General features: G+C 70.2%; 25 protein-coding genes. 12 read left to right on the top strand and 13 right to left on the bottom strand.

Annotated features, from left to right (window positions below):
• Positions 1–21: 21 nt before the first annotated feature.
• The 3 genes from ACQP1V_RS35375 to ACQP1V_RS35365 form a co-directional block, all read right to left on the bottom strand.
• Positions 22–624, bottom strand: coding sequence for a GNAT family N-acetyltransferase (locus tag ACQP1V_RS35375; RefSeq protein WP_387413550.1), 603 nt, complete (start codon positions 622–624; stop codon positions 22–24).
• 38 nt (positions 625–662) lie between these two features.
• Positions 663–1394 (bottom strand): CGNR zinc finger domain-containing protein, encoded by a 732-nt coding sequence (locus ACQP1V_RS35370; protein WP_433414770.1) that lies wholly within the window; start codon positions 1392–1394, stop codon positions 663–665.
• A 201-nt stretch (positions 1395–1595) separates the two neighbouring features.
• Positions 1596–2996 (bottom strand): PLP-dependent aminotransferase family protein, encoded by a 1401-nt coding sequence (locus ACQP1V_RS35365; RefSeq protein WP_433414768.1) that lies wholly within the window; start codon positions 2994–2996, stop codon positions 1596–1598.
• An 88-nt stretch (positions 2997–3084) separates the two neighbouring features.
• On the opposite strand from ACQP1V_RS35365, the gene ACQP1V_RS35360 reads away from it, so the two are divergent.
• Positions 3085–3957: a DMT family transporter gene (locus tag ACQP1V_RS35360; RefSeq protein WP_433426064.1), complete on the top strand. Its 873-nt coding sequence runs from the start codon at positions 3085–3087 to the stop codon at positions 3955–3957.
• Positions 3958–4143: 186 nt separating this feature from the next.
• On the opposite strand, the gene ACQP1V_RS35355 is transcribed toward ACQP1V_RS35360, so the two are convergent.
• The 5 genes from ACQP1V_RS35355 to ACQP1V_RS35335 all read right to left on the bottom strand — a co-directional run bounded on the left by ACQP1V_RS35355 (position 4144) and on the right by ACQP1V_RS35335 (position 7439).
• Positions 4144–4746: a DUF4142 domain-containing protein gene (locus ACQP1V_RS35355; protein ID WP_433414766.1), complete on the bottom strand. Its 603-nt coding sequence runs from the start codon at positions 4744–4746 to the stop codon at positions 4144–4146.
• 105 nt (positions 4747–4851) lie between these two features.
• The gene (locus tag ACQP1V_RS35350; RefSeq protein ID WP_433218028.1) at positions 4852–5331 is read right to left on the bottom strand and encodes a GntR family transcriptional regulator; all 480 of its coding nucleotides are present in this window, start codon (positions 5329–5331) and stop codon (positions 4852–4854) included.
• A 44-nt stretch (positions 5332–5375) separates the two neighbouring features.
• Positions 5376–5858: a GntR family transcriptional regulator gene (locus ACQP1V_RS35345; protein WP_387413559.1), complete on the bottom strand. Its 483-nt coding sequence runs from the start codon at positions 5856–5858 to the stop codon at positions 5376–5378.
• Between the two features lie 104 nt (positions 5859–5962).
• Positions 5963–6649, bottom strand: coding sequence for a RadC family protein (gene radC, locus ACQP1V_RS35340; protein WP_067132829.1), 687 nt, complete (start codon positions 6647–6649; stop codon positions 5963–5965).
• 52 nt (positions 6650–6701) lie between these two features.
• A complete protein-coding gene (locus ACQP1V_RS35335) occupies positions 6702–7439 on the bottom strand; it encodes a GntR family transcriptional regulator (protein ID WP_387413561.1) in 738 nt (245 codons plus the stop codon).
• A 127-nt stretch (positions 7440–7566) separates the two neighbouring features.
• Between ACQP1V_RS35335 and ACQP1V_RS35330 the strand changes: the two genes are divergently transcribed.
• The 4 genes from ACQP1V_RS35330 to ACQP1V_RS35315 all read left to right on the top strand — a co-directional run bounded on the left by ACQP1V_RS35330 (position 7567) and on the right by ACQP1V_RS35315 (position 11591).
• Positions 7567–7884 (top strand): hypothetical protein, encoded by a 318-nt coding sequence (locus ACQP1V_RS35330; RefSeq protein WP_433414763.1) that lies wholly within the window; start codon positions 7567–7569, stop codon positions 7882–7884.
• Between the two features lie 348 nt (positions 7885–8232).
• Entirely contained in the window at positions 8233–9150 is a 918-nt protein-coding gene (gene dapA / locus ACQP1V_RS35325) for a 4-hydroxy-tetrahydrodipicolinate synthase (RefSeq protein ID WP_387413562.1), read from the top strand.
• Positions 9151–9286: 136 nt separating this feature from the next.
• Positions 9287–10972, top strand: a complete 1686-nt coding sequence (locus tag ACQP1V_RS35320) for a ribonuclease J (RefSeq protein ID WP_433414761.1) — start codon at positions 9287–9289, stop codon at positions 10970–10972.
• 109 nt (positions 10973–11081) lie between these two features.
• The gene (locus ACQP1V_RS35315) at positions 11082–11591 is read left to right on the top strand and encodes a DUF402 domain-containing protein (protein WP_387413566.1); all 510 of its coding nucleotides are present in this window, start codon (positions 11082–11084) and stop codon (positions 11589–11591) included.
• 69 nt (positions 11592–11660) lie between these two features.
• Here ACQP1V_RS35315 and ACQP1V_RS35310 read toward each other — a convergent pair whose 3' ends face one another.
• Genes ACQP1V_RS35310 through ACQP1V_RS35300 form a run of 3 tightly spaced genes read right to left on the bottom strand, consistent with a single transcriptional unit; the run spans position 11661 to position 14008 of the window.
• Positions 11661–12002 (bottom strand): ester cyclase, encoded by a 342-nt coding sequence (locus ACQP1V_RS35310; protein ID WP_387413568.1) that lies wholly within the window; start codon positions 12000–12002, stop codon positions 11661–11663.
• On the bottom strand, positions 11992–12432 hold the full coding sequence (locus ACQP1V_RS35305; protein WP_433414758.1) for a MarR family winged helix-turn-helix transcriptional regulator: 441 nt from the start codon (positions 12430–12432) through the stop codon (positions 11992–11994). The genes ACQP1V_RS35310 and ACQP1V_RS35305 overlap by 11 nt, the downstream gene beginning before the upstream one ends.
• 52 nt (positions 12433–12484) lie before the next feature.
• Positions 12485–14008 carry an aldehyde dehydrogenase (NADP(+)) gene (locus tag ACQP1V_RS35300; protein ID WP_433414756.1) on the bottom strand — a complete coding sequence of 508 codons (1524 nt, stop codon included), beginning with the start codon at positions 14006–14008 and terminating at the stop codon, positions 12485–12487.
• A 257-nt stretch (positions 14009–14265) separates the two neighbouring features.
• Here ACQP1V_RS35300 and ACQP1V_RS35295 point away from each other — a divergent pair, with 257 nt between their 5' ends.
• The 7 genes from ACQP1V_RS35295 to ACQP1V_RS35265 all read left to right on the top strand — a co-directional run bounded on the left by ACQP1V_RS35295 (position 14266) and on the right by ACQP1V_RS35265 (position 21717).
• Entirely contained in the window at positions 14266–15027 is a 762-nt protein-coding gene (locus ACQP1V_RS35295; RefSeq protein ID WP_433414754.1) for an NAD-dependent epimerase/dehydratase family protein, read from the top strand.
• Positions 15028–15093: 66 nt separating this feature from the next.
• Positions 15094–17667, top strand: coding sequence for a DNA translocase FtsK (locus ACQP1V_RS35290; RefSeq protein ID WP_433414752.1), 2574 nt, complete (start codon positions 15094–15096; stop codon positions 17665–17667).
• Positions 17668–17795: 128 nt separating this feature from the next.
• A complete protein-coding gene (locus tag ACQP1V_RS35285) occupies positions 17796–18512 on the top strand; it encodes a helix-turn-helix domain-containing protein (RefSeq protein ID WP_433414750.1) in 717 nt (238 codons plus the stop codon).
• Between the two features lie 29 nt (positions 18513–18541).
• Positions 18542–19951 (top strand): 30S ribosomal protein S12 methylthiotransferase RimO, encoded by a 1410-nt coding sequence (gene rimO / locus ACQP1V_RS35280; protein WP_067132799.1) that lies wholly within the window; start codon positions 18542–18544, stop codon positions 19949–19951.
• Positions 19948–20604: a CDP-diacylglycerol--glycerol-3-phosphate 3-phosphatidyltransferase gene (gene pgsA, locus ACQP1V_RS35275; RefSeq protein ID WP_433414748.1), complete on the top strand. Its 657-nt coding sequence runs from the start codon at positions 19948–19950 to the stop codon at positions 20602–20604. Before rimO ends, pgsA begins: the two co-directional genes overlap by 4 nt.
• Entirely contained in the window at positions 20601–21098 is a 498-nt protein-coding gene (locus ACQP1V_RS35270; protein WP_433414746.1) for a CinA family protein, read from the top strand. The genes pgsA and ACQP1V_RS35270 overlap by 4 nt, the downstream gene beginning before the upstream one ends.
• A gap of 253 nt (positions 21099–21351) precedes the next feature.
• Positions 21352–21717 carry a helix-turn-helix domain-containing protein gene (locus tag ACQP1V_RS35265; RefSeq protein WP_061257752.1) on the top strand — a complete coding sequence of 122 codons (366 nt, stop codon included), beginning with the start codon at positions 21352–21354 and terminating at the stop codon, positions 21715–21717.
• Here ACQP1V_RS35265 and ACQP1V_RS35260 read toward each other — a convergent pair.
• Positions 21714–22499, bottom strand: a complete 786-nt coding sequence (locus ACQP1V_RS35260; protein WP_433414744.1) for an Fpg/Nei family DNA glycosylase — start codon at positions 22497–22499, stop codon at positions 21714–21716. The two genes, ACQP1V_RS35265 and ACQP1V_RS35260, sit on opposite strands and share 4 nt — an antisense overlap.
• A 1-nt stretch (position 22500) precedes the next feature.
• Complete coding sequence (locus tag ACQP1V_RS35255) at positions 22501–22965, bottom strand: RrF2 family transcriptional regulator (RefSeq protein ID WP_067132790.1); 465 nt, start codon at positions 22963–22965, stop codon at positions 22501–22503.
• Positions 22966–22975 lie beyond the last annotated feature (10 nt).

The raw sequence follows: 22975 nt of genomic DNA, 5'->3' as shown, positions 1-22975 counted from the left end.
TCCTGCTCACGCTGGGGCAGGTCAGCTGATGTCGGTGCCGAGACGGATCATCCTGATGGGGCGGCCCATGTCGAGCACGCGCTCCGCCTCGTCCTCGCCCCACCCCGCCGACTCAAGGAAGCCGAGCATCGGGTGGTTGTCGGCGAACACCCAGGTGACGACGCTGCTGTAGCCGTCCTCGCGCAGGTGGTCCACCGTGGCATTGAGCAGGCGACTGCCGTGTCCGCGGCGGATGTGGTTCGGGTCGACGAGGAGGGTGAGCAACTCGGCGGTCTCCGACGGGCGCAGGTCGGGATCCTCGGCGGGGCCGTGCGAGGCGAGCCCCACGACCCGATCGGACGCCCGGGACGCCGCGCTGGCCAGGATGCCGCCGGGACCGAGCGCCGCGAACGCGTCAGTGTCGGGCACCACCCGCTCGACCGCGACGAGAACGCGGTGGCGCGGGGTGGGTGGTGAGAGGATCGCCTCGTCCCACTGTCGCCGCCACATCTTCTCGGCGGCGGGGCCGGTCATCTGCTCCAGCGGGCCGGGAGGGAGGAAGTCGCGATATCCGCACTTCCACGCCCTGATCTGGGTGCTCGTCACCGCGTCGACGTCTTCCAGACGGGCAGATCTAACACCCATGCGGCCGGCTCCTCTCTGTACATGTATCACCGTACTGGTCAGGAGATGCGAGACGAACCGTCCGCCTGGCGTCGTGCCCGATATGCCCGAGTTTTTGTGCGGTTTCCACACACCCGCATGGAACACCAGGATCGGGAGCGGTTCTTGGAAGAGTCTATGAAGGCCCACTGACACGTGCTCTCCGCGCACACCTTCAGTCGGGGCCACATCCCCTCGGCGTGGGCGGCGGGGATCGCGGCGGCGATCCGGGAGAGGCCCGCGCTCACCCCACCCTCCGAGGAGACCGCCGGAGCGCCGGAGGGACCCGGCGTAGTGGAGGTGGCCGAGTCGTGGGAGCCGGGCATTTCCGAGAGACCGGCCGTTCCCCGCGTGCCGGCGGCACGCCCTGTGTCGGCATCGCCTGGCGCGCCGGACGGCCCGAGCGTTCCCGATGATCCCGGACCACCGCGCGGGACGTACGCCGCCGGCTCCAGAGTGGGCACGCCTCCCACCAGCGTCACCCGCAGCGGGAACGTCGCCAGGGCCGCTTCCAGTCCCGCGCCGATCTCGTACGGCGTCGCGTCGTGGTTTCGGCGCAGCGCTTCACGGAGGCCCTCACGCAGCCGGACGGCGAGGACGAGGTCGTCGTCCGCCGCGCGGTCCGTGTCCTGGATCAGGTCGCGTTCCTGTAGCCATACGGTCAGCTCGGCCGGTGACGCGAGATCGTCGACGTCCGACTCGACGTCGTAGGTGTTCACGAAATCGCGAAGCAGCTCCGCGGGGCCTGTCATCTGCGTGATCCCCTCCTGCGACCACTGTATGGGAGGCGCAGACGGGGAAATGACCGCACTGTCCCCGGCCCGGGCGGCTGTGTTCCGAATGCCGACCGGACTCAGCGCCGCCCGAGGCGATGACGTGCGGTTGCAGAAACGCCGTGCCGGTCGACGCGGGCGGCCTGGCGGCGTTCGCCCGCCGGGGGCGCTTCCGTTCGATCAGCGTGTGTCCTGGAACACGGCGCCCAGGCGGCGCACGCCCTCGTCCAGCTCCGCGAGGCTCGACGAGGCGATGTGAGTGAGTCTGATGCGCGGTCCGGGAGGTTCTGACGGGTAGTAGATGCGGCCGGGGCTGACCAGCACCCCCTTGCGCTGCGCGGCCTCGACGACCGCCGCCTCGTCCGTGCCCTGGGGGAGGCGCACCCAGACGTGGAACCCTCCCTGAGGCCGGAGTTCGACCTCGGCCTGCGGCACGTACCGGGCCAGACCGGAGAGCAGCGCCCCCTGCCGCACCAGGATCTCCTGTCGTACGGCGGCGAGATGACGCCGCCACGCCGGTGAGCTGACGAACTCCAGCGCCGCCTCCTGCAGCGGCCGCGCGACGAAGAACGACTCGACCACCTGGCTCGCCCGCAGGCGGTGCGCCGCCGGGCCGCGGGCGATGACCCCCGCCACCCGCATGCTCGGCGCCGAGATCTTGCTCAGCGAGATGATGTGGACGACCGTGCCGTTCGCGTCCATCGAGCCGAGCGAGGGTGGGATCGGGTCGGCCCCGAGATAGCGGGCGTAGTCGTCCTCGATGACGAACGCACCCGCCGCCCGCGCGACCGCGAGCACCTGCTCCCTGCGTTCGAGGGGGAGAGTCGCGCCGGTGGGGTTGTGCAGCGTGGGCTGGCAGAGGAAGACCCGTGCCCCGGTGACGGCGAACGCCTCGGCCAGCAGGTCGGGCCGTACGCCGTCCTGGTCGACCGGCACGGCGGTCGCACGTAGCCCGGCAGCCTTGGCCGCCGCCAGCGCCCCCGGGTACGTGGGGGTCTCCACGAGGACGGGCCTGCCCGGAGCGGCCAGCGCGCGCAGGGCGTGGGTGAGCCCGGCCTGGCCGCCGCTGACCACGAGGACGTCGTCCGGCGTGGCCGTGCCGCCCGCCTCGCTCGCGAACCATCGCCGGAGCCCCGGGTCGCCGTTGAGGGGAGGCAGCGACCACGACTCCGGCCGTCGTACGGCACGGGCGGCCGCGGCGGACAGGGCCGAAAGCGGCCGGAGGTCGGGAGACAGATATCCGCCGGTCAACGGGATCACTCCGTCGGCCGGCCGGGCGAGGAGCCCGGAGACGGCGGAGTCGTCGACCATGCGGTCGTCGAGCGCCACGGTCTGCCAGGAGAGGTCGAGGGCCTCGGCCGCGCGCCCGCGCGCCGGGGCCACGAACGCTCCGCTGCCCGGCATGGTCACGACCCGGCCCTCCGCGCTGAGCTGCGCGATGGCGCGGGAGACGGTCACCGGGCTGACGCCGTGCCGCCGCATCAGCTCCCGGCTGGACGGCAGCCGATCGCCCGGCCGCGCGCGCTCCGTCTCGTCGCGCAGGATCGCCGCCAAACGGACGATACTGCTATCGTCATTCATGAGAGATAACGATAGCGCTATCGAGGCGGCGTCAGTAGCGGCGGGCCGCGCGGGAGCCGCCGCTCGGCGGAGCGCCTGGTTGGGCACCGTGCTCGCCTTGGTCGGCGTTGTGTCGTTCTCCGGCTCGTTCCCCGGCACCGTCTTCGGGATGCGGGGGTTCGACCCGTACCTCCTCACGTTCGCGCGCGCCGGTCTCGCCACCCTGGCGGCCGTCACCTGCCTGGCCCTGGCGGGCGCGCCGCTGCTGCCGCCGAGGCGGCACCTGCGGTCGTACCTCGTGATCGCCGTGGGCGTCGTCTTCGGCTTCCCGTTGTTCAGCGCCCTGGCTTTGCACGGCGGGGCGAGCACGGCCCACGCGGCCGTCGTGACCGGCCTGCTTCCCGCGGCGACGGCGGTGGGTGCGGTGCTACGCGCGGGGGAGCGGCCGCGGCCGCTGTTCTGGATCGCCTGCGCCGGCGGGGCGATCTCCATCACGGTCTTCGTCCTCACCCGCGGCGGCGGCCGTTTCGCCGTGGCGGACCTGCTCCTGGTGCTCGCCCTGGTCGGAGCCGCCGCCGGTTATACCGAGGGAGGGCGGTTGGCCAGGGAGACCCCTGGCTGGCGCGTCATCTCGTACTCGCTGGTTGTGGCCGCTCCGGTCACTGTGCCTGTCACCGTCGTGCTCGCGTTCACGACCGACCCGAGTCCGGACGCCGTCTCGCTGGGCGGGCTGGCCTACGTCGGCCTGGTCTCGATGTTCCTCGGATTCATCCCCTGGTACGCGGGTCTCGCCATGGGCGGGATCGCTCGCGCCGGGCAGGTCCAGCTCGCGCAGCCGCTGCTGACGCTGCTGTGGGCCTGGCTCCTGATGGGCGAACGGTTCGGCTGGGCGACGGTCGCGGCGGCTCTCGCCGTACTGGTGTGCGTGGCGGTCACCCAGGTGAGCCGCGGATTTGGGGCGAGGCGCCCGGGCCGGACCTGAGCGACCGTACACAGCCGGCGCTGTGCACCGATCATCCCGGATGTTCTGATCCGCGGTTCTCCAGACGTGCGCTTCCGAGGTCGTCCGTGCGGGGAGCGGACTCCCTGAGGGCGACCTCGGAAGCGGAGGAGCGCCGTAGGCGGCTGTGCCGGACCCGGCGTTCGCCGGCGTGCCCGGACGGGGCGCTCAGTGGGTGGGCGTGGGGTGCGCGGTCGGAGTGCCCATGTGCGGAGTCGTGGTGGCCGCCGCCTTCCTGAGCAGCGTCAGGTGCTCCTGGATGACGGGCTTAGCCTCCTGGGCCGTCTTCTTGACCTGCTCAGACTTGCCGGTCGACAGCTGCTTGTTGATGAGGGTCAGGACCTGGCGGTGGGTGGTCAGCTGCGACTGGACCCAGGCGTGGTCGAAGTTGGCGCCGCTCAGGCCGCTGACTTCCTTGAGCTGGGCCTGCTGCTGCTTGCTCGGCTCATGGGGCAGTTGGACGCCGACGTCCTTGGCCACCTGCCGGAGCTTCGTGTCGAGCCTGGTGTGATCCTTGATCAGCCTCGTTCCCAGGTCGCGTACCGCCGACGTGTGCCCCTTTTGCTGCGCCAGCCTTCCCGCCCGGATCTCCGCCAGGTTGCCCTGGTGGGCCTTGATGAGGAACATCTGGTCCTGTTCGCTGACGCCGGGGCTCGGGCTCGGACTGTGAGCGCCGGTGGGACTGGGGCTCGGTTGCGCGAACGCGCCGGTGGCCCCTGCCACCAGCGCGCTGATCACGATTGCCAGCAGAAGGACAATCCGTCTCACCATGAGATCCCCCCTGGACCTCTTGTCGGACGATCACGGCGCGGCCAGGACAGGCCGCCCGCATCCGGTCACTACCCGCCAAACCGCAGAAAAACGTCCCAAATGCCCTCAGTCCTGGGGCCAGTCCTCGCGGGGGGAGACGTACGTGCCCCGGTAGGGGACGGTGAAGACCCACTTCCGCTCGCGGAGAAGCGCGACGGCCTGCCGGACGGTGGCCTTGGCGACCGAGTGCTGCCGCATGAGGGCCTTCTCGCTGGGGATCGGCCGATTGGGGCTGAGTTCCTCACGCCGGATGCGTTCGGTGATCTCCTCGGCGATCTGCTGGTAGAGCAGGGGGCGGCGGTGGTTTCGCGGCGCGGTGTCGTCTCCGACGAAGGTTCCCTCACCCTGGATGGTGTGCACGAGGCCGAGTTCTCTGAGCTCCCGGGCCACCCGCCGAGCGGTCATGCGGGCGATGCCGTACTCGGCCTCCAGCTCGACCTCGCTGGGAACTGCGTCGCCTGCCTTCAGCTCACCGTGATCGATGCGCCGACGGATGATCTCAGCGACCTGCTTGTAGACAGGTATCGGTCCCTCTCGGTCAAGCACGCTTCAAGACTAGACGTATCGATACAAGTAGTTGATCGGTTCGGCTAATCCTTGGGCCAGTTCTCCTCGGGGGAGACGAAGCTGCCGCGCTGCGGGACCGTGTAGACCCACTTCTCCTCTCGGAGGAGCGCGATGGCTCTGCGCACGGTCTCACGAGCCACGTCGTACTGCTGCAGGAGGGTGGTCTCGCTCGGGATTGGGCGGCGCGGGCGGAGCTCTCCTTGGCGGATGCGCTCGATGACGTCATCCGCGATCTGCCGGTAGAGCGGTGTCCTCCGCGCCTCCCGGGGCGCCTCGCCCGGGGAGCCGACGAACGTGCCCTCGCCTTGAACCGTGTAGATGAGTCCTTCTTCGCGAAGCATGTGGAAGGCCCGCCTGGCCGTCGTGCGCGCCACGCCGAACTGACTCTGGATCGCCGCCTCGCTTGGGACCGCGTTTCCCGGAGCCAGTTCGCCGTGCAGGATCTGCTGCCGGATGATCTCGGCGATCTGCACGTAGAGGTGGGTGTCGCCATCATGATCGAGCACGTTCGGCAACATAGGCGACCGGTGTCGACCCATCCCGTTGAGCTATGTCGGTGCAGCCGAATGATTCCTCTAGATTAGACGGAAGGATACGACTAGACGTATCATCAATCGCGTGCGCCTTGAGGGGGAGGGGAGAGAAGGGGGATACGGCGCCAGCGCGTGTCGGTGACGATCACGTGGTCGAGGAAGCGCAGGCCGACGGTCTCGGCCGCCTCAAGCAGGCGTGCGGTGACCTCCAGGTCGGCCTGGCTGGGCTCAAGCGAGCCGCTGGGGTGGTTGTGGGCGAGGCCGAAGGCGGCCCCGCCGGAGACGAGGACGGTGGTGATGATGTCGCGAACGGGTGCGGGGGTGTGGTCGCTGCCCCCTTCGCTGGCCAGGGTCCGCCGCAGGACGTTGCCCCTGGTGTCGCAGACCAGCACGACCAGGCGTTCCCTCGCCTGGCCGTGCAGGAGCGGTGCCGCGGCGGCGGCCAGGTCTCCCGAGCAGGTGATGCGGGTCCGCTCCGGCTCGGCCTGGGCACGCCGTACGAGCTGGAAGGCGGCGGCGACGCGGGCGGCCTTGGCGGGACCCACGCCGGGAACCGCCAGCAGGCGATGGGCTTCGGCCCGGGCCAGCTCTCCCAGGTCGCCGCAATGGGCGATGAGCCGCGAGGCCAGCTCGACGGCGTTGGCGCCCTTGCTGCCCGAGCCGAGCAACAGCGCGAGCAGCTCGCGATCGGCGAGTGCGGCCGGGCCCGAGGCGAGCAGGCGCTCTCGGGGCTGGTCGGCCACGGGCAGATCCTTGACGCGCATCGCCACCTCCGGACGGGGAATCCGGATCGGTTCTACCAGCGGCCACCGACAGTCAGAGCTGGACCGGGATCCCGTAGACCAGGCGGAACCTGTCGCCCGGGACGACGATGTCACTGGTCTCGACCGGGCGGTCGCCGGTCCAGTGGGTGCGCTCGACGTGCATTACCTGGACCCCGGCCGGGAGTTCGAGCAGGTCGCTCTCGGTCGGCTGGGGGACCCTGACGTGAACGCTCTCGCTGATCTCGGTGATCTTCGTCCCGGAGATCGCCAGGCGTTCCAGAACACTCTTGCGCTCCGTCGTGCCCTCGTCGGGGGACTGCCCCAGGCTGAACTCCAGCAGCTCGTAGGAGGTGGCGAGCTGGATCGGTCGCCCGTCGCCGCGAACCACGTGAAAGACCTTGGTCACCTGGCTGCCCTGCCCGAGCCGCAGGCGCTGGGCGATTTCCGGAGGGGCCTCCGAAAGCTCGCTGCGCCAGCTCCAGGTGGGGCGATAGCCGCCGCCGTGAATCTCCGACGGCAGCGTGGCCAGGGTGTCGGGGAGGCGGCTTCGGTAGAGGGGGAGCAATATCGGTTTCTCTCGGACGCGGTGGCCGGAGCCGACGCGGCCGACGATGAGACCCTCGTGCGCGAGCACGCGCAACGCGTGCCGGGCCGCGGTCTCGCCGACGCCGTATTTCCGCGTGATCTGGTGACGTGAGGGGATCGGTGCACCCGGCGGCAGAGTGCCATCGACGATCTGACGTCGAATGTCCTCGACAACGCGCAGGTAGACCGGATCGGAATTGGCCATCATCCATCCCTGGGGGTGGGCTTTGATGCGGTCGCCCAATCTTGGCGTATCCGATGGACAACCCAGAGTAATGGTCCCTGTCTGTGACTCCAACTTTACGGATCAGATGGTGAAAGGTGCGCCGGAGATGGAGACGCCCCCCACGGCCGTTCCGGAAAACCCGATTCCCGAGCCGTATCACGGCGTTCACGTGGCCCCGGCGCAAAGGGGGCACGAGAAGATCCGCTGGCTCGCCCCGTGTCAGCGGAGCGACCGCGTCCGGGTTCGTCGGCATACGTGCGAATGCAAGGCGACGATCTATGAGTTGTGCCACTCCGGCGGTCTGCTGTTCATGCGCCGGATAGTACGTGGACCCGACGGGGCGCGGATCCACGAGAGCGATCGGCTCGTCACGGCCAAGATGGAGGCCCTTTGGCTCATGCTGCTGCTCGGTGAGGCCCGGTGACAGTGCGGTGGCCCACGCCAGCGCCGGCGCCCGGTCGGGGCGAGCTGCGGCTGGTGCCGCGCGCGGGGTACGGCAGGAGAGATGGCCGTGACCTGGCCGAGACCTGGCCGGGGCGCCCGTGACCTGGGAAAACGTCATCAGCCGTGAGTTTTGAAAAATTCTCGTCCGTTACGTGTAACGCGATCGTAAGACGCGGCGATTCTTGGAGTAGAGGCCGCTGATCTGTGTACCCCCGAGCACATATCAGCGGCCTCTTTCCATCCCGTCCTGACCCGGTCCGTACGGGGCCGTCCGGGTAACGGGGTGGCGAGGTCCACCGATTCCGAGGATCCGGGTAGCGTTCGGTCTATGGCATCGCCAACTGGAACCTCTGACGCCCCCTTCGGTCGCATGCTGACCGCGATGGTCACCCCGTTCGCCAAGGACGGAGCCGTCGACTATGAGGGTGTCCAGCGTCTTGCCGCCTATCTGGTCGACGAGCAGCGCAACGACGGACTCGTCGTGAGCGGCACGACCGGAGAGTCCCCCACCACCACCGACGACGAGAAGGAGCGCATCCTCCGCGCGGTGGTCGAGGCAGTGGGCGACCGGGCCACGGTCGTGGCAGGGGCCGGCAGCAACGACACGCATCACAGCGTGGAGCTCGCCCGGGTCGCCGAGCGCGCCGGAGCGCATGGTCTGTTGGTGGTGACTCCCTATTACAATAAACCGCCGCAAGAGGGCCTTTATCGTCATTTCACCGCTGTGGCTGACGCTACTGGTCTTCCAGTGATGCTTTATGACATTCCCGGCCGGACGGGGGTGCCCATCGCGACCGAGACGCTCATCCGGCTGGCCCAGCATCCCCGGATCGTCGCCGTGAAGGACGCCAAGAGCGACCTGTTCGCGGGCTCGCAGGTCATGACGGCCACCGACCTGGTGTTCTACTCCGGGGACGACCTGGTGAACCTGGCGTGGCTGTCCGTGGGCGCCGCCGGGTTCGTCAGCGTGGTGGGTCACGTGGTGGGCGCGGACCTCGCCTCGATGGTCGAGCGCTACCGGTCCGGGGACGTCGCCGGCGCCCTGGAGGTGCACCGCAGGCTGCTGCCCGTGGTCGCGGGCATCATGACGCGGACCCAGGGGGCGATCATGTCCAAGGCCGCGCTGCGGCTGATCGGCCAGGACGCCGGTTACATGCGGTTGCCGCTCGTCGACGCGACCGAGGAACAGATCGCGATGCTGCGCGTGGACCTCGTCGCGGGCGGCCTGAAGCTTGCAGATAGCTAGTAATGATGGAGACGAATGAGCAAGCGCATCACCAGACATAACGGTCGCGATCTCCGGGGGATCCAGCCGACCGGCGGGGAGAACCGGTGAACGGGGGAGCGATCGGAACCCGCGGTGGGCGGATCGAGGAGTTCGCATGAGCCATCCGCATCCTGAACTCGGGCCTCCGCCGCCGCTGCCCGCGGGCGGCCTGCGCATCGTCGCGCTTGGCGGTCTCGGGGAAATCGGCCGCAACATGGCGGTCTTCGAGTTCGACGGCCGTCTGCTCGTGGTGGACTGCGGGGTGCTCTTCCCCGACCCCGAGCAGCCGGGCATCGACCTGATCCTGCCCGACTTCGACTACATCCGCGACCGACTGGATGACATCGAGGCGGTCGTCCTGACCCATGCCCACGAGGACCACATCGGCGCGGTGCCGTACCTCCTGCGGGAGCGTCGGGACCTGCCGCTGGTCGGGTCGCGGCTGACCCTGGGCCTGATCGAGAGCAAGCTCACCGAACACCGGATGCAGCCGGTCAAGGTCGAGGTCGTCGAGGGGGAGCGGCGCCGGTTCGGGCCGTTCGAGTGCGAGTTCTTCGCGGTCAACCACTCGATCCCGGACGCCCTCGCGGTCGCGGTCAGGACGCCGGCCGGCATCGTGCTGCACACCGGCGACTTCAAGATGGACCAGCTTCCGATGGACGGGCGGCTGACCGACCTCGGCGGGTTCGCCCGGCTCGGGGCCGAGGGCGTCGACCTCCTGATGTCGGACTCGACGAACGCGGAAGTGCCCGGCTTCGTCACCAGCGAGCGGGACATCGCCCCGGTCATCGACGGCGTCTTCCGCACCGCCGAGAAGCGGATCATCGTGGCCAGCTTCGCCTCGCACATCCACCGCGTGCAGCAGGTCATGGACGCGGCGGAGAAGCACGGGCGCAAGGTGGCGCTGATCGGCCGGTCCATGGTCCGCAACATGGGGGTGGCCCGCGACCTCGGCTACCTCAACGTGCCCGCCGGGCTGCTGGTCGACTCCCGCGAGATCGAGGAGCGGCGGCCGGAGGACGTGGTGCTGATCTGCACCGGGTCCCAGGGGGAGCCGATGGCCGCGCTGTCGCGCATGGCCAACCGCGACCACCCCATCCGGATCGCCGCCGGCGACACGGTCCTGCTGGCGTCCTCGCTGGTCCCGGGCAACGAGACGGCGGTCAACAAGGTCATCAACGGCCTGAGCCGCTGGGGTGCCCGAGTCGTGCACAAGGGCAACGCCCGCGTCCACGTGTCCGGCCACGCGGCGGCCGGTGAGCTGTTGTACGTGCTGAACCTCACCAAGCCGTCGAACTTCATGCCGGTACACGGCGAGTGGCGGCACCTGCGGGCGCACGCCCAGCTCGCGCGGCTGACCGGCGTGCCCGACGAGAACATCGTCATCGCCGACGACGGCGTGGTGGTCGACCTCGTCGACGGTCAGGCGCGGATCACGGGGGCGGTCGCCTGCGGCTACGTGTTCGTCGATGGGACGTCGGTCGGCGACATCACGGACATCGCGCTCAAGGACCGCCGCATCCTCGGCGACGAGGGCTTCATCTCCGTCGTCGTGGTGGTCGACTCGACGACCGGCAAGCTGACCGGAGGCCCCGAGATCACCGCTCGCGGTTCCGGCATCGATCCGGACGCGCTCGACGGGGTCATCCCGCAGATCGAGGCCGCCCTTCAGGAGGCGGCGGCCGACGGGGTCGCGGACGTGCAGCAGATCCGCCGCGCGGTTCGTCGCACGGTCGGCCGGTGGGTGAGCGACACCTACCGCCGCCGCCCGATGATCATCCCCGTGGTGGTCGAGGTATAGCGAAAGGAGCACCGGGGACCGTGTGTGCCCGGTGCTCCTCGCCTTGTGCGACCGGTGCGCCGGCGCGTACGTTCGGAGCGATCATCGACGTACGGGAGGAAGGGGCCGCGTGACGGCCGAGGCGGATCAGGTCAGGGTCGTATACCGCAAGTACGGCGGGTCGCTGCACTGGAACCATCGGGCGCGCCTGCTCGGAGACGACGAGTTCGGCGTGTGGGTGGGGTGCCCGGCCGGGACCAGCGGCCGCAGGGGCGAGGAGCCTCCGGTCGTATGGGAGCGGCCGTTCGTGATCCTGTTCCCCCACCAGGCGTGGTGGACGGCCACGTTCAACCCCGCCGACCACAAGACGGCGATCTACTGCGATGTCACCACCGTGCCCGAGTGGCGCGACGGCGAGGTGACCATGGTCGATCTGGATCTCGACGTGCTGCGCTTCCAGGACGGCCGCCTGCATCTCGACGATGAGGACGAGTTCGCCGAGCACCAGGTGCTGTACGGCTATCCGGCGGAGATCATCGGCCAGGCGGAGCGGTCGGCCGCCTGGCTGATGGACGCGGTACGGCGCGGTGACGGCCCCTTCGGAGGGGCCCACGACCGGTGGCTCTCCCTGGTCAGCTGACGCCTTCCGGCGAAATCCCAGCAACCGAGATCGCGAAACGCGCCGCAGGCGGCCGTAGGGAGCAGGCCTTCAGGAGCGCTGCAGGGAGGACAGGCCCCACAGCTCGGAGATGCGTCCGTCGCGCACGCGGAAGAACTCCAGCATCATGGGCGACTGCTGTCCGGGAACGCCGTGCACGCGCGTGCGGACGGCGGCCGTGTCCCCTTCGACGACCATGTCCTCGACGGTGACGTGGGCCTCGGGGAAGGTCTCGTGGAGCCGCCGCCAGGCATGGACGACGCTGTCCGGCCCGGTGGTGCCCAAGGGGTGGCTGTAGAAGTCGGCCGTGAAGATGTTTTGGGCGGCGTCATGGTCGTGGGCGTTGAACGCCGCGTACATCCGTTGGGCCGCCGCCCGCACGTCATTGGTCATGGGTCTCCTGCCCGGTGATGTTCGCGCGGACGTGCCGCAGGACGCGTAGCACGGTCTCCTGCTCTTGTGTGGCGACGCCGTCCAGCAGCCGTTCTTGGTACGCCTGGTGTGATCGCTCCAGATCTGCGGCGGCCTGTTCGCCGGCAGGAGTCAGCGCGGCCAGGGTGTAGCGGTTGTCCGCCGGATCGAGGCGGCGGCCGGCCAGTCCTTCGCTCTCCAGTTCCTTGACCAGCCGGGTGATGCTCGCACCGTCGAGGCCCAGCGCCTGGCGCAGGTCGCTGTGGCTGGTCTCGCCCTCACGCCACAGCCGAACGAGCAACTGCACTCGGTGCGCACTCATCCCCACATGCCGGGCGAACGCCTGTCTCAGCTCAGAGCAGGCGCCGCCCAGCTCGCGGAAGAACCTGTCCTCGGACGTCTCGTCACGCACGTTCTCTTTATAGGGTCAACTCTTGATGAGGTCAAGAGTTCACCGTTGGAGATCAGCGCGGCAGGTCCAGGACGCCGTCCAAGTGGCGGGGCACCCGCAGCGGGTTGTCGTCGCGCAGCGCCTCGGGCAGCAGGGCCTGGGGAGTGTCCTGGTAGGCCACCGGCCTGAGGAAGCGGAAGATCGCCGCCTGACCCACCGAGGTCGTGGCCGGTTCGGTGGACGAGGGGTACGGCCCGCCGTGCTGCTGAGCCCAGGACACCGCGACGCCGGTGGGGTACCCATTGAAGATGAGCCGACCGGCGCGGTCACGCAGGACCGACAGCAGCCGCGTCGCCCGCTCCTCCTCGCCGGGCTCGCTGTGCAGGGTGGCGGTCAGGTTGCCGGGCGTGGCCGACAGCGCCGCCACCAGCTCGTCCTCGTCCTGGTACGTCAGCACGACGGTCAGCGGGCCGAAGCACTCCTCAAGGAGCAGCTCGGCGGCGTTCCCGTCGGAGAGCAGCGTGGCGGGGGCGGTCAGCAGGCGCGCGGCCACCTGCCGGTCGTCCCCGGGCTTGCCCGTGGCGGCGACGGTGACGCCGGGCAGCGCGGAGCGGGCGTCCGCCCCCGACGCGAACCCGCGGCGGATGTTGTCGCCGAGCAGCACCTGCGGCCCGGTCTCGGTGAAGTGCGCGGCCAGCGCCTCGACCAGCGCGCGACCCGCGTCCGTGGCGGGGGCGAGGACGAGGCCCGGCTTGGTGCAGAACTGTCCGGAGCCGAGCGTCGCGGACGCGGCCAGACCGGAGGCGATCTCGGCGCCGCGCGCCTGCGCCGCACCCGGCGTGACGACCAGCGGGTTGAGGCTGCCCAGCTCGCCGTAGAAGGGGATCGGCTCGGGCCGCGACTTCGCCACGTCGTGCAGGTGGCGGCCTCCGGGGACCGACCCGGTGAAGCCCACGGCCTTCACGAGCGGGTGGCGGACCAGGGCGATCCCGGCGTCCTGGCCGTGGACGAGCTGGACGACGTCCGCGGGCAGGCCGGCCTTGCGCGCTCCGGCGCGCAGTGCCGCCAAGGCGAGCTCCGAGGTCTCGGGGTGCAGCGGGTGGGCCTTGACCACGACCGGGCAGCCGGCGGCGAGGGCGCTCGCGGTGTCGCCCCCGCTGACGCTGAAGGCGAGCGGGAAATTACTCGCGGAGAACACGGCCACCACGCCGACGGGCACGTTCATCCGGCGCAGGTCGGGGCGCGGCGGCGTCGCCGAGGGGGCGGGCAGGTCGACGCGCACGTCCAGGAAGGACCCCTCGCGCAACGCCTCGGCGAACAGCCGGAACTGCCCGGCGGCCCGGCCCACCTCGCCCGTCAGCCGCGGCACGCCGAGCGCGGTTTCGGCGTCGGAGGCGGCGACGAGCGCGTCCCTGGCCGTCTCCAGTTCGGCGGCGATCGCCTCCAGCAGCTCCGCGCGTCCGCGCGGGCCCGCCTCGTCCAGCGCCCGCCGGGTCGCCTCGGCGGTACGGCAAGCCAGATCGACCTGATCAGCGGATGACTCGGCGAACTCGCCGCGGGGGTCGCCGGTGCGGGCGTCGACGCTCCAAAGGGTCATCGGTGTGGGTCTCCAATCACGATCTCACGCGGTCCGCCGGAGGGGCGCGGGCCAGGCGCTGGCGGCTGGACCCATCCTGCACCAGGCGGCTCGTGACAAGGTGACCGGTGTCATCGTCCTGTGGACAACCCCGCCGGCCTGAGGCGCGGCCGGGGCGGGCATCACCAGTCGGCCGCCCGACCGGTCCCGCGACCACCGGCAGCCGCACTCTGCGATCGAGCTCCCAGCTTCGCCGTGCCGGCGACTAGGGTCGGTACATGATCACGCTCATCACGGGCGCCGCGGGTCGCATCGGTGCCTGTCTGCGCGGGGGACTGCCCGCGCTCGGGCATCGTCTGCGCCTCACTGACCGGGCCCCGATCGAGGATGCCGGCGTCGAGCAGGTCGTCGGTGACATCACCGACCCCGCGACGCTCACCCGTGCCATGGAGGGCGTGCGCGCCGTCGTCCACCTGGCGGGCGACCCCTCGACGGCCGCGTCCTTCGACAGCGTGCTCGACGCCAATATCGAGGGGACGTACCGGGTCTTCGAGGCGGCGCGGCTCGCGGGCGTGGAACGGATCGTCTTCGCCAGCAGCAACCACGCCGCCGGGTTCACGCCGCGCCAGGAGTGCGCCCCGGCCGACACGCCCGTCCAGCCCGACTCGCTCTACGGCGTCTCCAAGGCGTACGGCGAGGCCCTGGGGCGGTACTACGCCGACCGGTACGGCATGCGCGTGGCCTGCCTGCGCATCGGCTCCTTCGAGCCCCGTCCGCCCGACGCCCGAGCCCTGTCCACGTGGCTCAGCCCGGGCGACATGGTGCGGCTGGCCCACGCCTGCCTGACGGCACCGGACCTGACCTACGCGCTGGTGTGGGGCGTGTCGGCCAACACCAGGGGGTGGCTCGACCTGGAGCCGGGACGGGCCCTCGGCTACCACCCGTGCGACGACGCGGAGGTCTACGCGGCCGAGTTGCCCGGGCTCGACGTCGCCGACCCCGACTACGCCTGGCTCGGCGGCCGCACCGTGGAGAGCTGACCGGCTGGAGCTCCCTTCGGCGTGCCTCCGAGATCTCGGCCGAGTCGCGCAGGTAACTTTGACATCATGGCCACCCGTACGTCCGGCAACGGTTCAGGGAAACGTCCCACGCCGCGGACCGGGTCCCGCCCGGCCGCCGCCAAGCGGACGCCGTCGGGGTCCCGCGGCCGGTCCGGGTCGGGTTCCCGCCCGTCCGGCTCCGGGTCCCGCTCGGCCCGCTCTCGTCAGGTCGCGACCGGCCAGGACCCGGTGAGCTGGGTCTTCCTCATGATCGGCAAGCTGGTCATCGGCGTCTGGTCCGTGATCGCCAACGGCATGGGTAGCGCCGTACGCGCTCTCGGGCAGGGCGCCCGCGACCTCGATCCGGCGCACCGCCGCGACGGCCTCGGCCTCTCGGTGCTCGCCGGCGCGATCGTGGTGGCCGCGATGACCTGGCGGGACACCAAGACCGGCGTCGCCGCGGTGGTCGACGCCGTCATCCACGGCACCGTCGGCGCGCTCACCTGGTCGGTGCCGTTCCTGCTCGGGCTGCTCGCCTGGCGCTTCCTGCGCCACCCCGACCAGAACGCGGAGACCGGCCGGATGGGCATCGGCTGGGCGGCGCTGCTGACCGGCATCCTCGGGGTCGTCCACGTGACGCACGGCACGCCGTACCCCTCGGGCGGGCCGAACGACGGCATGGACAAGATCTCGGAGGCCGGGGGGATGCTGGGCTTCCTCGTCTCGGCCCCGCCGTCGAGCATCCTGCCCGCGTTCATCACGATCCCGTTGCTGCTGATGCTGTCGGGCTTCGGCGTCCTGGTCATCACGGCCACCCCGGTCCACCGGGTCCCTGAGCGCCTCGCCGAGATCCGGCACATGCTCTTCCAGCGCCCGGACTCGGCCGGGCGGGGCTCCTCCGGCGACCGGTCCAAGTCACAGCGTCCCAAGCGCGTACGGAAGAAGCCGGGGACGCCCGACGGCGAGACTGAGGTCGGCGACAACGTCAAGCCGTACGACACCCCGGTGCTGTCGGAGGACGAGGGACGGCGCGCGGACCACGCGCCGGAGATCGTCCCCGGGCTGGTCGACGACGAGGCGGAGACCGCCGCGGCTTCGGCCAAGGCGCCCTCCCCGCCGCCGGAGCCGACCCCGGCGCCGCGCAAGGTCGAGCAGCTCGTTCTCTCGCCGCAGGCCGGGCCGTACACGCTGCCGGACACGCAGATGATGCGGACGGGGTCGGCGCCCAAGCCGCAGACGAAGGCCAACACGATCGTGGTCAACGCGCTGAGCAGCGTGCTGGAGCAGTTCAGCATCGATGCACAGGTGATCGGGTTCACCCGGGGGCCGACCGTCACCCGGTACGAGATCGAGCTGGGCCCGGCGGTCAAGGTCGAGAAGGTCACGGCGCTCACCAAGAACATCGCCTACGCCGTCAAGTCCGCCGATGTCAGAATCCTGTCCCCGATCCCCGGCAAGTCGGCGATCGGCGTGGAGATCCCCAACACCGACAAGGACCTCGTCTCGCTCGGCGACGTGCTGCGCTCCCAGGTGGCCCAAGCGGACCACCACCCGATGATCGTGGGCCTCGGTAAGGACGTCGAGGGCCGCACCATAGTGGCGAACCTCGCCAAGATGCCGCACATCCTCATTGCGGGCGCCACCGGCGCGGGCAAGTCGACCTGCATCAACGGCCTGATCACCTCGATCCTGATGCGGTCCACCCCGGACGAGGTCCGGATGGTGCTCGTCGACCCCAAGCGGGTGGAGCTGTCCTCCTATGAGGGCATCCCGCACCTCATCACGCCGATCATCACCAACCCGAAGAAGGCCGCCGAGGCCCTCGAATGGGTCGTCGGCGAGATGGACCGGCGCTACGACGACCTCGCGGCCAGCGGCTTCCGGCACGTGGACGACTTCAACAAGGCCGTACGCGCGGGCAAGCTCATCCCGCCGCCCGGCAGCGAGCGCGTCTACCAGCCCTACCCCTATCTTCTGGTGATCGTCGACGAGCTCGCCGACCTGATGATGGTCGCGCCGCGTGACGTGGAGGACTCGATCGTCCGCATCACCCAGCTCGCCCGCGCCGCGGGCATCCACCTGGTGATCGCCACGCAGCGGCCGTCCGTGGACGTCGTCACCGGCCTGATCAAGGCCAATGTGCCGTCCCGGCTCGCGTTCGCGACCTCCTCGCTCGCCGACTCCCGGGTCATCCTCGACCAGCCGGGCGCGGAGAAGCTGGTCGGGCAGGGCGACGCGCTGTTCCTGCCGATGGGCGCGAGCAAGCCCATGCGCCTGCAGAACGCGTTCGTCTCCGAGAAGGAGATCGCCGACGTCGTCGAGCACTGCAAGTCGCAGATGCAGGTCGAGTACCGCGAGGACGTGGCCGCCCCGGCCTCGGCCAAGCGCGAGATCGACGAGGAGATCGGCGACGACCTCGACCTGCTGATCCAGGCGGCGGAGCTGATCGTCTCGACCCAGTTCGGCTCCACGTCGATGCTGCAGCGCAAGCTGCGGGTCGGGTTCGCCAAGGCGGGCCGGTTGATGGACCTGCTGGAGAGCCGCAACGTCGTCGGTCCGAGCGAGGGGTCCAAGGCGCGCGAGGTCCTCGTCAAGCCAGATGACCTGCCGGGACTGCTCGCCGATCTGCGCGGAGAGTAGTCGGAATATTACGATATGGAGTGCTCGTACTGGGCCGTCTCGGATCAACTACTGATTGAATGGGATCAACTACGCGCCGTCGATGACGGGTGATGGTTCCGGCGTAGTCGTTTCGGGGGGCGGAAACTATGACCATAGGCGAAGCTCTGGCGGAGGCGCGGGAGCGCATGGGGTTGACGATCGGTCAACTCAGCCAGCGCACGCGCATACGCGAGACCGTGATCGAGGGCATTGAGCGGGACGACTTCTCGCTCTGTGGAGGCGACTTTTACGCGCGGGGGCACTTGCGCGCGATCTCCAGGGCGGTCGGGCTCGACCCCGACGAGACGGTCAGGCAGTACGACGAGTTGCGCGGCGGGTCCGTCATGTCGGTGCGCGCGTCGAGCGTGTTCAAGGCCGGCCGCTCCCTCGGGGCCCGGGCACGCAGGGCGTCCGGATGGACGATGGCGCTGGCGGTCGCCGTGGCCCTCGCCCTGATCTTCGGCATCGTCCGGCTGCTCGGCGGCGGTGGGGACGCGGTCCAGGAGACGGCGGCGCACACCCGGCGGGCGCCCGAGGCGCGGCACGCCCCGGCCAAACCGGAGAACGACATGGTCGTGCTCAAGGTCACCGCCAAGAGGTCGTCCTGGATCAATGTCAGGGACGGCGCGGGCCGCCAGCTCTTCCAGGGCACTGTCCCGAAGGGCAAGACGTCCACCTGGAAGGCGCGTGACCAGGTAAAAGTCGTCTTCGGCGACGCCGGTGCCTTCCATCTTGAAGTGAACGGCAAGGACCTCGGCACCCCGGGCAAGGGAGGGCAGATGCTGCGGCGCACCTACGGGCCGGGAGTCCCGGGTCCCCGCTAGGGCCCGACTCCCGATACCGTAGTTTCATCATGTCTTCTCGCCGAACCGTATCGCTGGTCACCTTGGGTTGCGCGCGCAACGAGGTGGACTCGGAAGAGCTGGCCGCGCGTCTCGAAGCCGCAGGCTGGCAGATGGGCGATGACGCGCCGGACGTCATCGTCGTGAACACCTGTGGCTTCATTGATTCGGCGAAGAAGGACTCGATCGACACGCTGCTCGCGGCGGCCGACTCCGGTGCCAAGGTGGTGGCGGCCGGCTGCATGGCGGAGCGTTACGGCGAGCAACTCGCCGAGGCGCTCCCCGAGGCGGCCGCGGTGATCTCCTTCGACGACTACACCTCGATCGGGGAGCGGCTGGACGACGTGGTGGCCGGCCGGGCGCTCAAGCCGCACACGCCGCGCGACCGGCGGCTGCTGCTGCCGATCTCTCCGGTCGAGCGGCAGGCCGCGCGGGCCCAGATCCCCGGCCACGGCGGTGACCTGCCGGAGGGCCTGGCCCCGGCCAGCGGCCCCCGCACGCTGCGCAAGCGGCTGACCGGCGGTCCCGTCGCCTCGCTGAAGCTCGCCTCCGGCTGCGACCGGCGGTGCAGTTTCTGCGCCATCCCGGCCTTCCGCGGCGCGTACGTCTCCAGGAGCCCTGAGGATCTGCTGGCGGAAGCGGGCTGGCTGGCCGAGCAGGGCGTCAAGGAGCTGGTGCTGGTCAGCGAGAACTCCACGTCCTACGGCAAGGACCTGGGCGACCTGCGGGCGCTGGAGGCGCTGCTGCCGCGGCTGGCGGCGACCGACGGCATCGAGCGGGTCCGGGTCAGCTACCTGCAGCCGGCCGAGGTGCGGCCCGGCCTGCTGGACGTGATCGCCTCCACCGAAGGCGTGGCGCCGTACTTCGACCTGTCGTTCCAGCACGCGAGCGGGCCGGTGCTGCGGCGGATGCGGCGGTTCGGCGACCCCCGGCGTTTCCTGGACCTGCTGGAGCAGATCCGCGAGCGGACCCCCGAGGCGGGTGTGCGCTCCAACTTCATCGTGGGCTTCCCGGGGGAGACCCAGGAGCACTTCGACGAGCTGGTGGCCTTCCTCCAGGAGGCCAGGCTCGACGTGATCGGCGTCTTCGGCTACTCAGACGAGGAGGGCACGGAGGCGGCGTCCTTCGACGGCAAGCTCGACCAGGAGGTCGTGGACGAGCGGGTCGCCATCCTGTCCGAGCTGGCCGAGGAGCTCGTCGCTCAGCGGGCGGAGGAGCGCATCGGCACCGACCTCGAGGTCCTCATCGAGGAGGATCTGGGCGACGGAGGCTACGAGGGACGGGCGGCTCATCAGGGGCCGGAGGTGGACGGTTCGGTCACCGTCCAGGGCATCGGCCTGGTGCCCGGGCAGATCGTCCCCGCCGTCGCCGTCGACTCGGAGGGGGTTGACCTGATCGCCCGGATCAAGGCCGGTCCATGACCGAGCGCAGCGAGCCTTCGATGACCGCCGCGAGTTCGCCGGAGATCATCCCGGAACCGCCGGCGCCGCGCCTCGCCGAGCCGGCGGAGGCTCCCGCTCGCCTGGTCAGCACCTGGAACATCGCGAACGCCCTGACCATCGTGCGACTGGCGATCGTGCCGGTCTTCACGGCGTTCCTCTTCATGGAGGGGGAGGGTTGGCGGTTCGCCGCCCTCGGGGTCTTCCTCATCGCCTCGCTCACCGATCAGCTCGACGGCTGGCTGGCCCGCCGGTACGGCCTGATCACCGACTTCGGGAAGATCGCGGACCCCATCGCCGACAAGGCGCTGATCGGGGCCGCGCTGGTGAGCTTGTCGCTGCTCGGCGAGCTGCCCTGGTGGGTCACCATTGTGATCATCAGCAGGGAGGCGGGGGTGACCCTGCTCCGGTTCATCGTCATCCGGCACGGCGTGATACCGGCCAGCTACGGCGGGAAGGTAAAGACCGTCCTGCAGATCGTGGCGATCGCGTTCTACATCCTCCCGCAGGCGCCCGACCTGCTGCGGTGGCTGTCCATGGGACTCGCGTTGGCTGTCACGATCGGCACGGGTGTCGACTATGTGGTCCGGGCGGTCCGGTTGCGTCAGGTGGCGAGGAGGTCGCGGGCCGCGTGAGGGGTTCAGCCGCAGCGCACATCCTGTCGCTGCTGGTCAGGCAGGGGGCCACCGTCGCGGTGGCTGAGTCTTTGACGGGCGGCCTGCTCGGGGCCGGGCTGACCGACCCCATGGGCGCCTCGGCCGCTTTTCGCGGCGGCGTGATCGCGTACGCGACCGAGTTGAAGACGAAGCTGCTGGGGGTTCCGGCCGACCTGCTTGAGCGGGAGGGGGCCGTGCATCCCGACGTCGCCGTCGCGATGGCCAAGGGGGTCCGCGACGTCACCGGGGCCGACTACGGCCTGGCGGTGACCGGGGTGGCCGGTCCGGACATGCAGGACGGCAAGGATGTCGGCACTGTCTACGCCGCGCTCTGCGGCCCGGACGGTCGGGTCTGGCATCGGAACATGGTGTTGAGCGGGTCGCGCGAGAGCATCCGCAAAGCCACCGCCCAGGAGGCCTTGGAGCTCCTGAGAGGTGTGCTAGAAGCAAATTTGGGGGAACAATCGGGGTGATTACCGCGTTACGTCACCAGCGAACATGCTCGCCACGGTCTGCCGCGGTGTCGCTCGATACGGGTACGGTGGAGCTGTGAGTGAGGTCCGTGAGCCATCGGCGAGGAGCAAGTCCGGGAAACGGCCGGGGAAAGGGCCGAACGAACCAATGATGACGGCGAGGACTGTGTACGAAGGGCGTTCGAAGAACGAGCGATACGAGGTGACCGCGCGGAGCGCCGTGAAGACGCCTGCGCTCGGGAGGGAGCGACAGATGGTCCTGCTGCGTCAGCTGCTCGGTGATGTGCTGCGGCGGCTGCGGGTGCGGCAGAACCGCACCCTGCGCGAGGTGTCCACTTTGGCGCGTGTCTCACTCGGTTACCTGTCCGAGGTGGAGCGCGGCCAGAAGGAGGCGTCCTCGGAACTGCTCGCCTCGATCTGCGGTGCTCTCGGTGTCCCGCTGTCCCAGGTGCTTCGTGAGGTTTCCGACCAGTTCGCGCTGGCCGAGCTGCAGCATGCGCCGGTGCTGGCCGACGTGCCCGAGCACGAGCGGCTGCCGATTCCGGAGACCGTCCCCGGTGGCCTGCCCGGCCCCGAGTTCGACGGCTTTCCCGAGGTCAAGGACATGGTCGCCGCCTAGTCTGCCTGACAGGCGCGGCACCAGTAGATCAACCGTTCGTACGACCGCGGCCCGAGTTCTCCACTGCTGACCGGGTTACCGCAACGCCGGCAGGGGCGGTGTGCCCTGCCATAAACGAAGAATGCCCGCCCTGGCCGGGAGTCGCCGGTGGTGACCGGGGCCGGAGCGTCTTTGCTCGCGTCCATGATCTGATGGGCGAGCGTCACCACGTTTTCGAGTTCGTCCGCCGACAGCGACCCGACCGTCCGCCACGGCGACAGACGCGCGAGGAAGAGCATCTCGGCTCGCCAGATGGTGCCGATCCCCGCCAGGTTTCGTTGGTCGAGCAGCGCCTCCCCGATGGTGGTCTCCGGCGCCTCATGGAGATTCCGCACAGCCGTCGCCGCGTCCCAGTCGGGGCCGAGGAGATCGGGCCCCAGATGGCCGACGACCAGGTCCTCCTTGTCCCGGGGCAGCAGGTCGACCACGCCCAGCTTGGTGCCGACGGCCTGCCATTCGACGTTGGCGAGGATCAGCCGTACGACGTCGCCGCGAGGGGCAGGCCGCCCGGCGGGGGAGATCCGCCAGGCGCCGTCCATGCGCAGGTGCGTGTGGATCGTGAGGCCGCCCTCCACACGGGTGAGCAGGTGCTTGCCTCGGGAGACGGTTTCCAGGACGGTGCGGCCGCGCAGGTCGGCGGTGGCGTGCCGGGGCACCCGGAAGTCCGATCGGGTGAGCGTCCGGCCGTCGAGCGCCCCGCGCAGCCGCTTGGCGGCCCGATAGACCGCGTCGCCCTCGGGCATCTCAGACCGGCGTGTGTGAATTCCACGCGGACGGGTCGGCGGCCAGGTCGGTGACCTTCTGGGGCAGCTCGCCCTTGGCGATCTGCTCCAGATTGACCTCTTCCAGAATGGCGCGCTCGCTGGCCCGCAACGCGATCCACACACGCTGGAGCGCCTCGGCCGCGCCGGTGTACCCCACGTGCTCGGGGCGCTCGCCGCGGACGTTGGCCAGCGGGCCGTCCACCGCCCTGATCACGTCGGCGAGCGAGATCTGGTCGGCCGGCCGGGCCAGGACGTAGCCGCCTTCCGGGCCGCGCTGACCGCGGACCAGCCCCGCGCGGCGCATCTGGAGCAGGATGTTCTCCAGATATTTCGGGGGCATCTCCTGACCCTTGGCGAGCTCGCCCACGGTTGTGGGTCCCTCGCCCGCGGCGGCGAGCTCGGCGGCGGCACGGAGGGCGTAGTCGACACGGGCAGAAAGTCGCATGTAGTCGATT

It is taken from the genome of Microtetraspora malaysiensis (assembly GCF_050947145.1).
GTDB classification, from domain to species: Bacteria; Actinomycetota; Actinomycetes; order Streptosporangiales; family Streptosporangiaceae; genus Microtetraspora_A; species Microtetraspora_A malaysiensis.
This window is presented reverse-complemented; position numbering and strand designations above follow the sequence as displayed.

Bases quoted from the DNA above. Each gene is read 5' to 3' on its own strand.
- ACQP1V_RS35355 (WP_433414766.1), bottom strand. From the start codon at position 4,746: ATGGTGAGACGGATTGTCCTTCTGCTGGCAATCGTGATCAGCGCGCTG.
- ACQP1V_RS35300 (WP_433414756.1), bottom strand. From the start codon at position 14,008: ATGACCCTTTGGAGCGTCGACGCCCGCACCGGCGACCCCCGCGGCGAG.
- rimO (WP_067132799.1), top strand. From the start codon at position 18,542: ATGTCTTCTCGCCGAACCGTATCGCTGGTCACCTTGGGTTGCGCGCGC.
- ACQP1V_RS35260 (WP_433414744.1), bottom strand. From the start codon at position 22,499: ATGCCCGAGGGCGACGCGGTCTATCGGGCCGCCAAGCGGCTGCGCGGG.
- ACQP1V_RS35290 (WP_433414752.1), top strand. From the start codon at position 15,094: ATGGCCACCCGTACGTCCGGCAACGGTTCAGGGAAACGTCCCACGCCG.
- ACQP1V_RS35295 (WP_433414754.1), top strand. From the start codon at position 14,266: ATGATCACGCTCATCACGGGCGCCGCGGGTCGCATCGGTGCCTGTCTG.
- ACQP1V_RS35370 (WP_433414770.1), bottom strand. From the start codon at position 1,394: ATGACAGGCCCCGCGGAGCTGCTTCGCGATTTCGTGAACACCTACGAC.
- ACQP1V_RS35330 (WP_433414763.1), top strand. From the start codon at position 7,567: ATGGAGACGCCCCCCACGGCCGTTCCGGAAAACCCGATTCCCGAGCCG.
- ACQP1V_RS35365 (WP_433414768.1), bottom strand. From the start codon at position 2,996: ATGAATGACGATAGCAGTATCGTCCGTTTGGCGGCGATCCTGCGCGAC.
- ACQP1V_RS35285 (WP_433414750.1), top strand. From the start codon at position 17,796: ATGACCATAGGCGAAGCTCTGGCGGAGGCGCGGGAGCGCATGGGGTTG.
- ACQP1V_RS35255 (WP_067132790.1), bottom strand. From the start codon at position 22,965: ATGCGACTTTCTGCCCGTGTCGACTACGCCCTCCGTGCCGCCGCCGAG.
- ACQP1V_RS35265 (WP_061257752.1), top strand. From the start codon at position 21,352: ATGGTCCTGCTGCGTCAGCTGCTCGGTGATGTGCTGCGGCGGCTGCGG.
- dapA (WP_387413562.1), top strand. From the start codon at position 8,233: ATGGCATCGCCAACTGGAACCTCTGACGCCCCCTTCGGTCGCATGCTG.
- ACQP1V_RS35310 (WP_387413568.1), bottom strand. From the start codon at position 12,002: ATGACCAATGACGTGCGGGCGGCGGCCCAACGGATGTACGCGGCGTTC.
- pgsA (WP_433414748.1), top strand. From the start codon at position 19,948: ATGACCGAGCGCAGCGAGCCTTCGATGACCGCCGCGAGTTCGCCGGAG.
- ACQP1V_RS35335 (WP_387413561.1), bottom strand. From the start codon at position 7,439: ATGGCCAATTCCGATCCGGTCTACCTGCGCGTTGTCGAGGACATTCGA.
- ACQP1V_RS35375 (WP_387413550.1), bottom strand. From the start codon at position 624: ATGGGTGTTAGATCTGCCCGTCTGGAAGACGTCGACGCGGTGACGAGC.
- ACQP1V_RS35320 (WP_433414761.1), top strand. From the start codon at position 9,287: ATGAGCCATCCGCATCCTGAACTCGGGCCTCCGCCGCCGCTGCCCGCG.
- radC (WP_067132829.1), bottom strand. From the start codon at position 6,649: ATGCGCGTCAAGGATCTGCCCGTGGCCGACCAGCCCCGAGAGCGCCTG.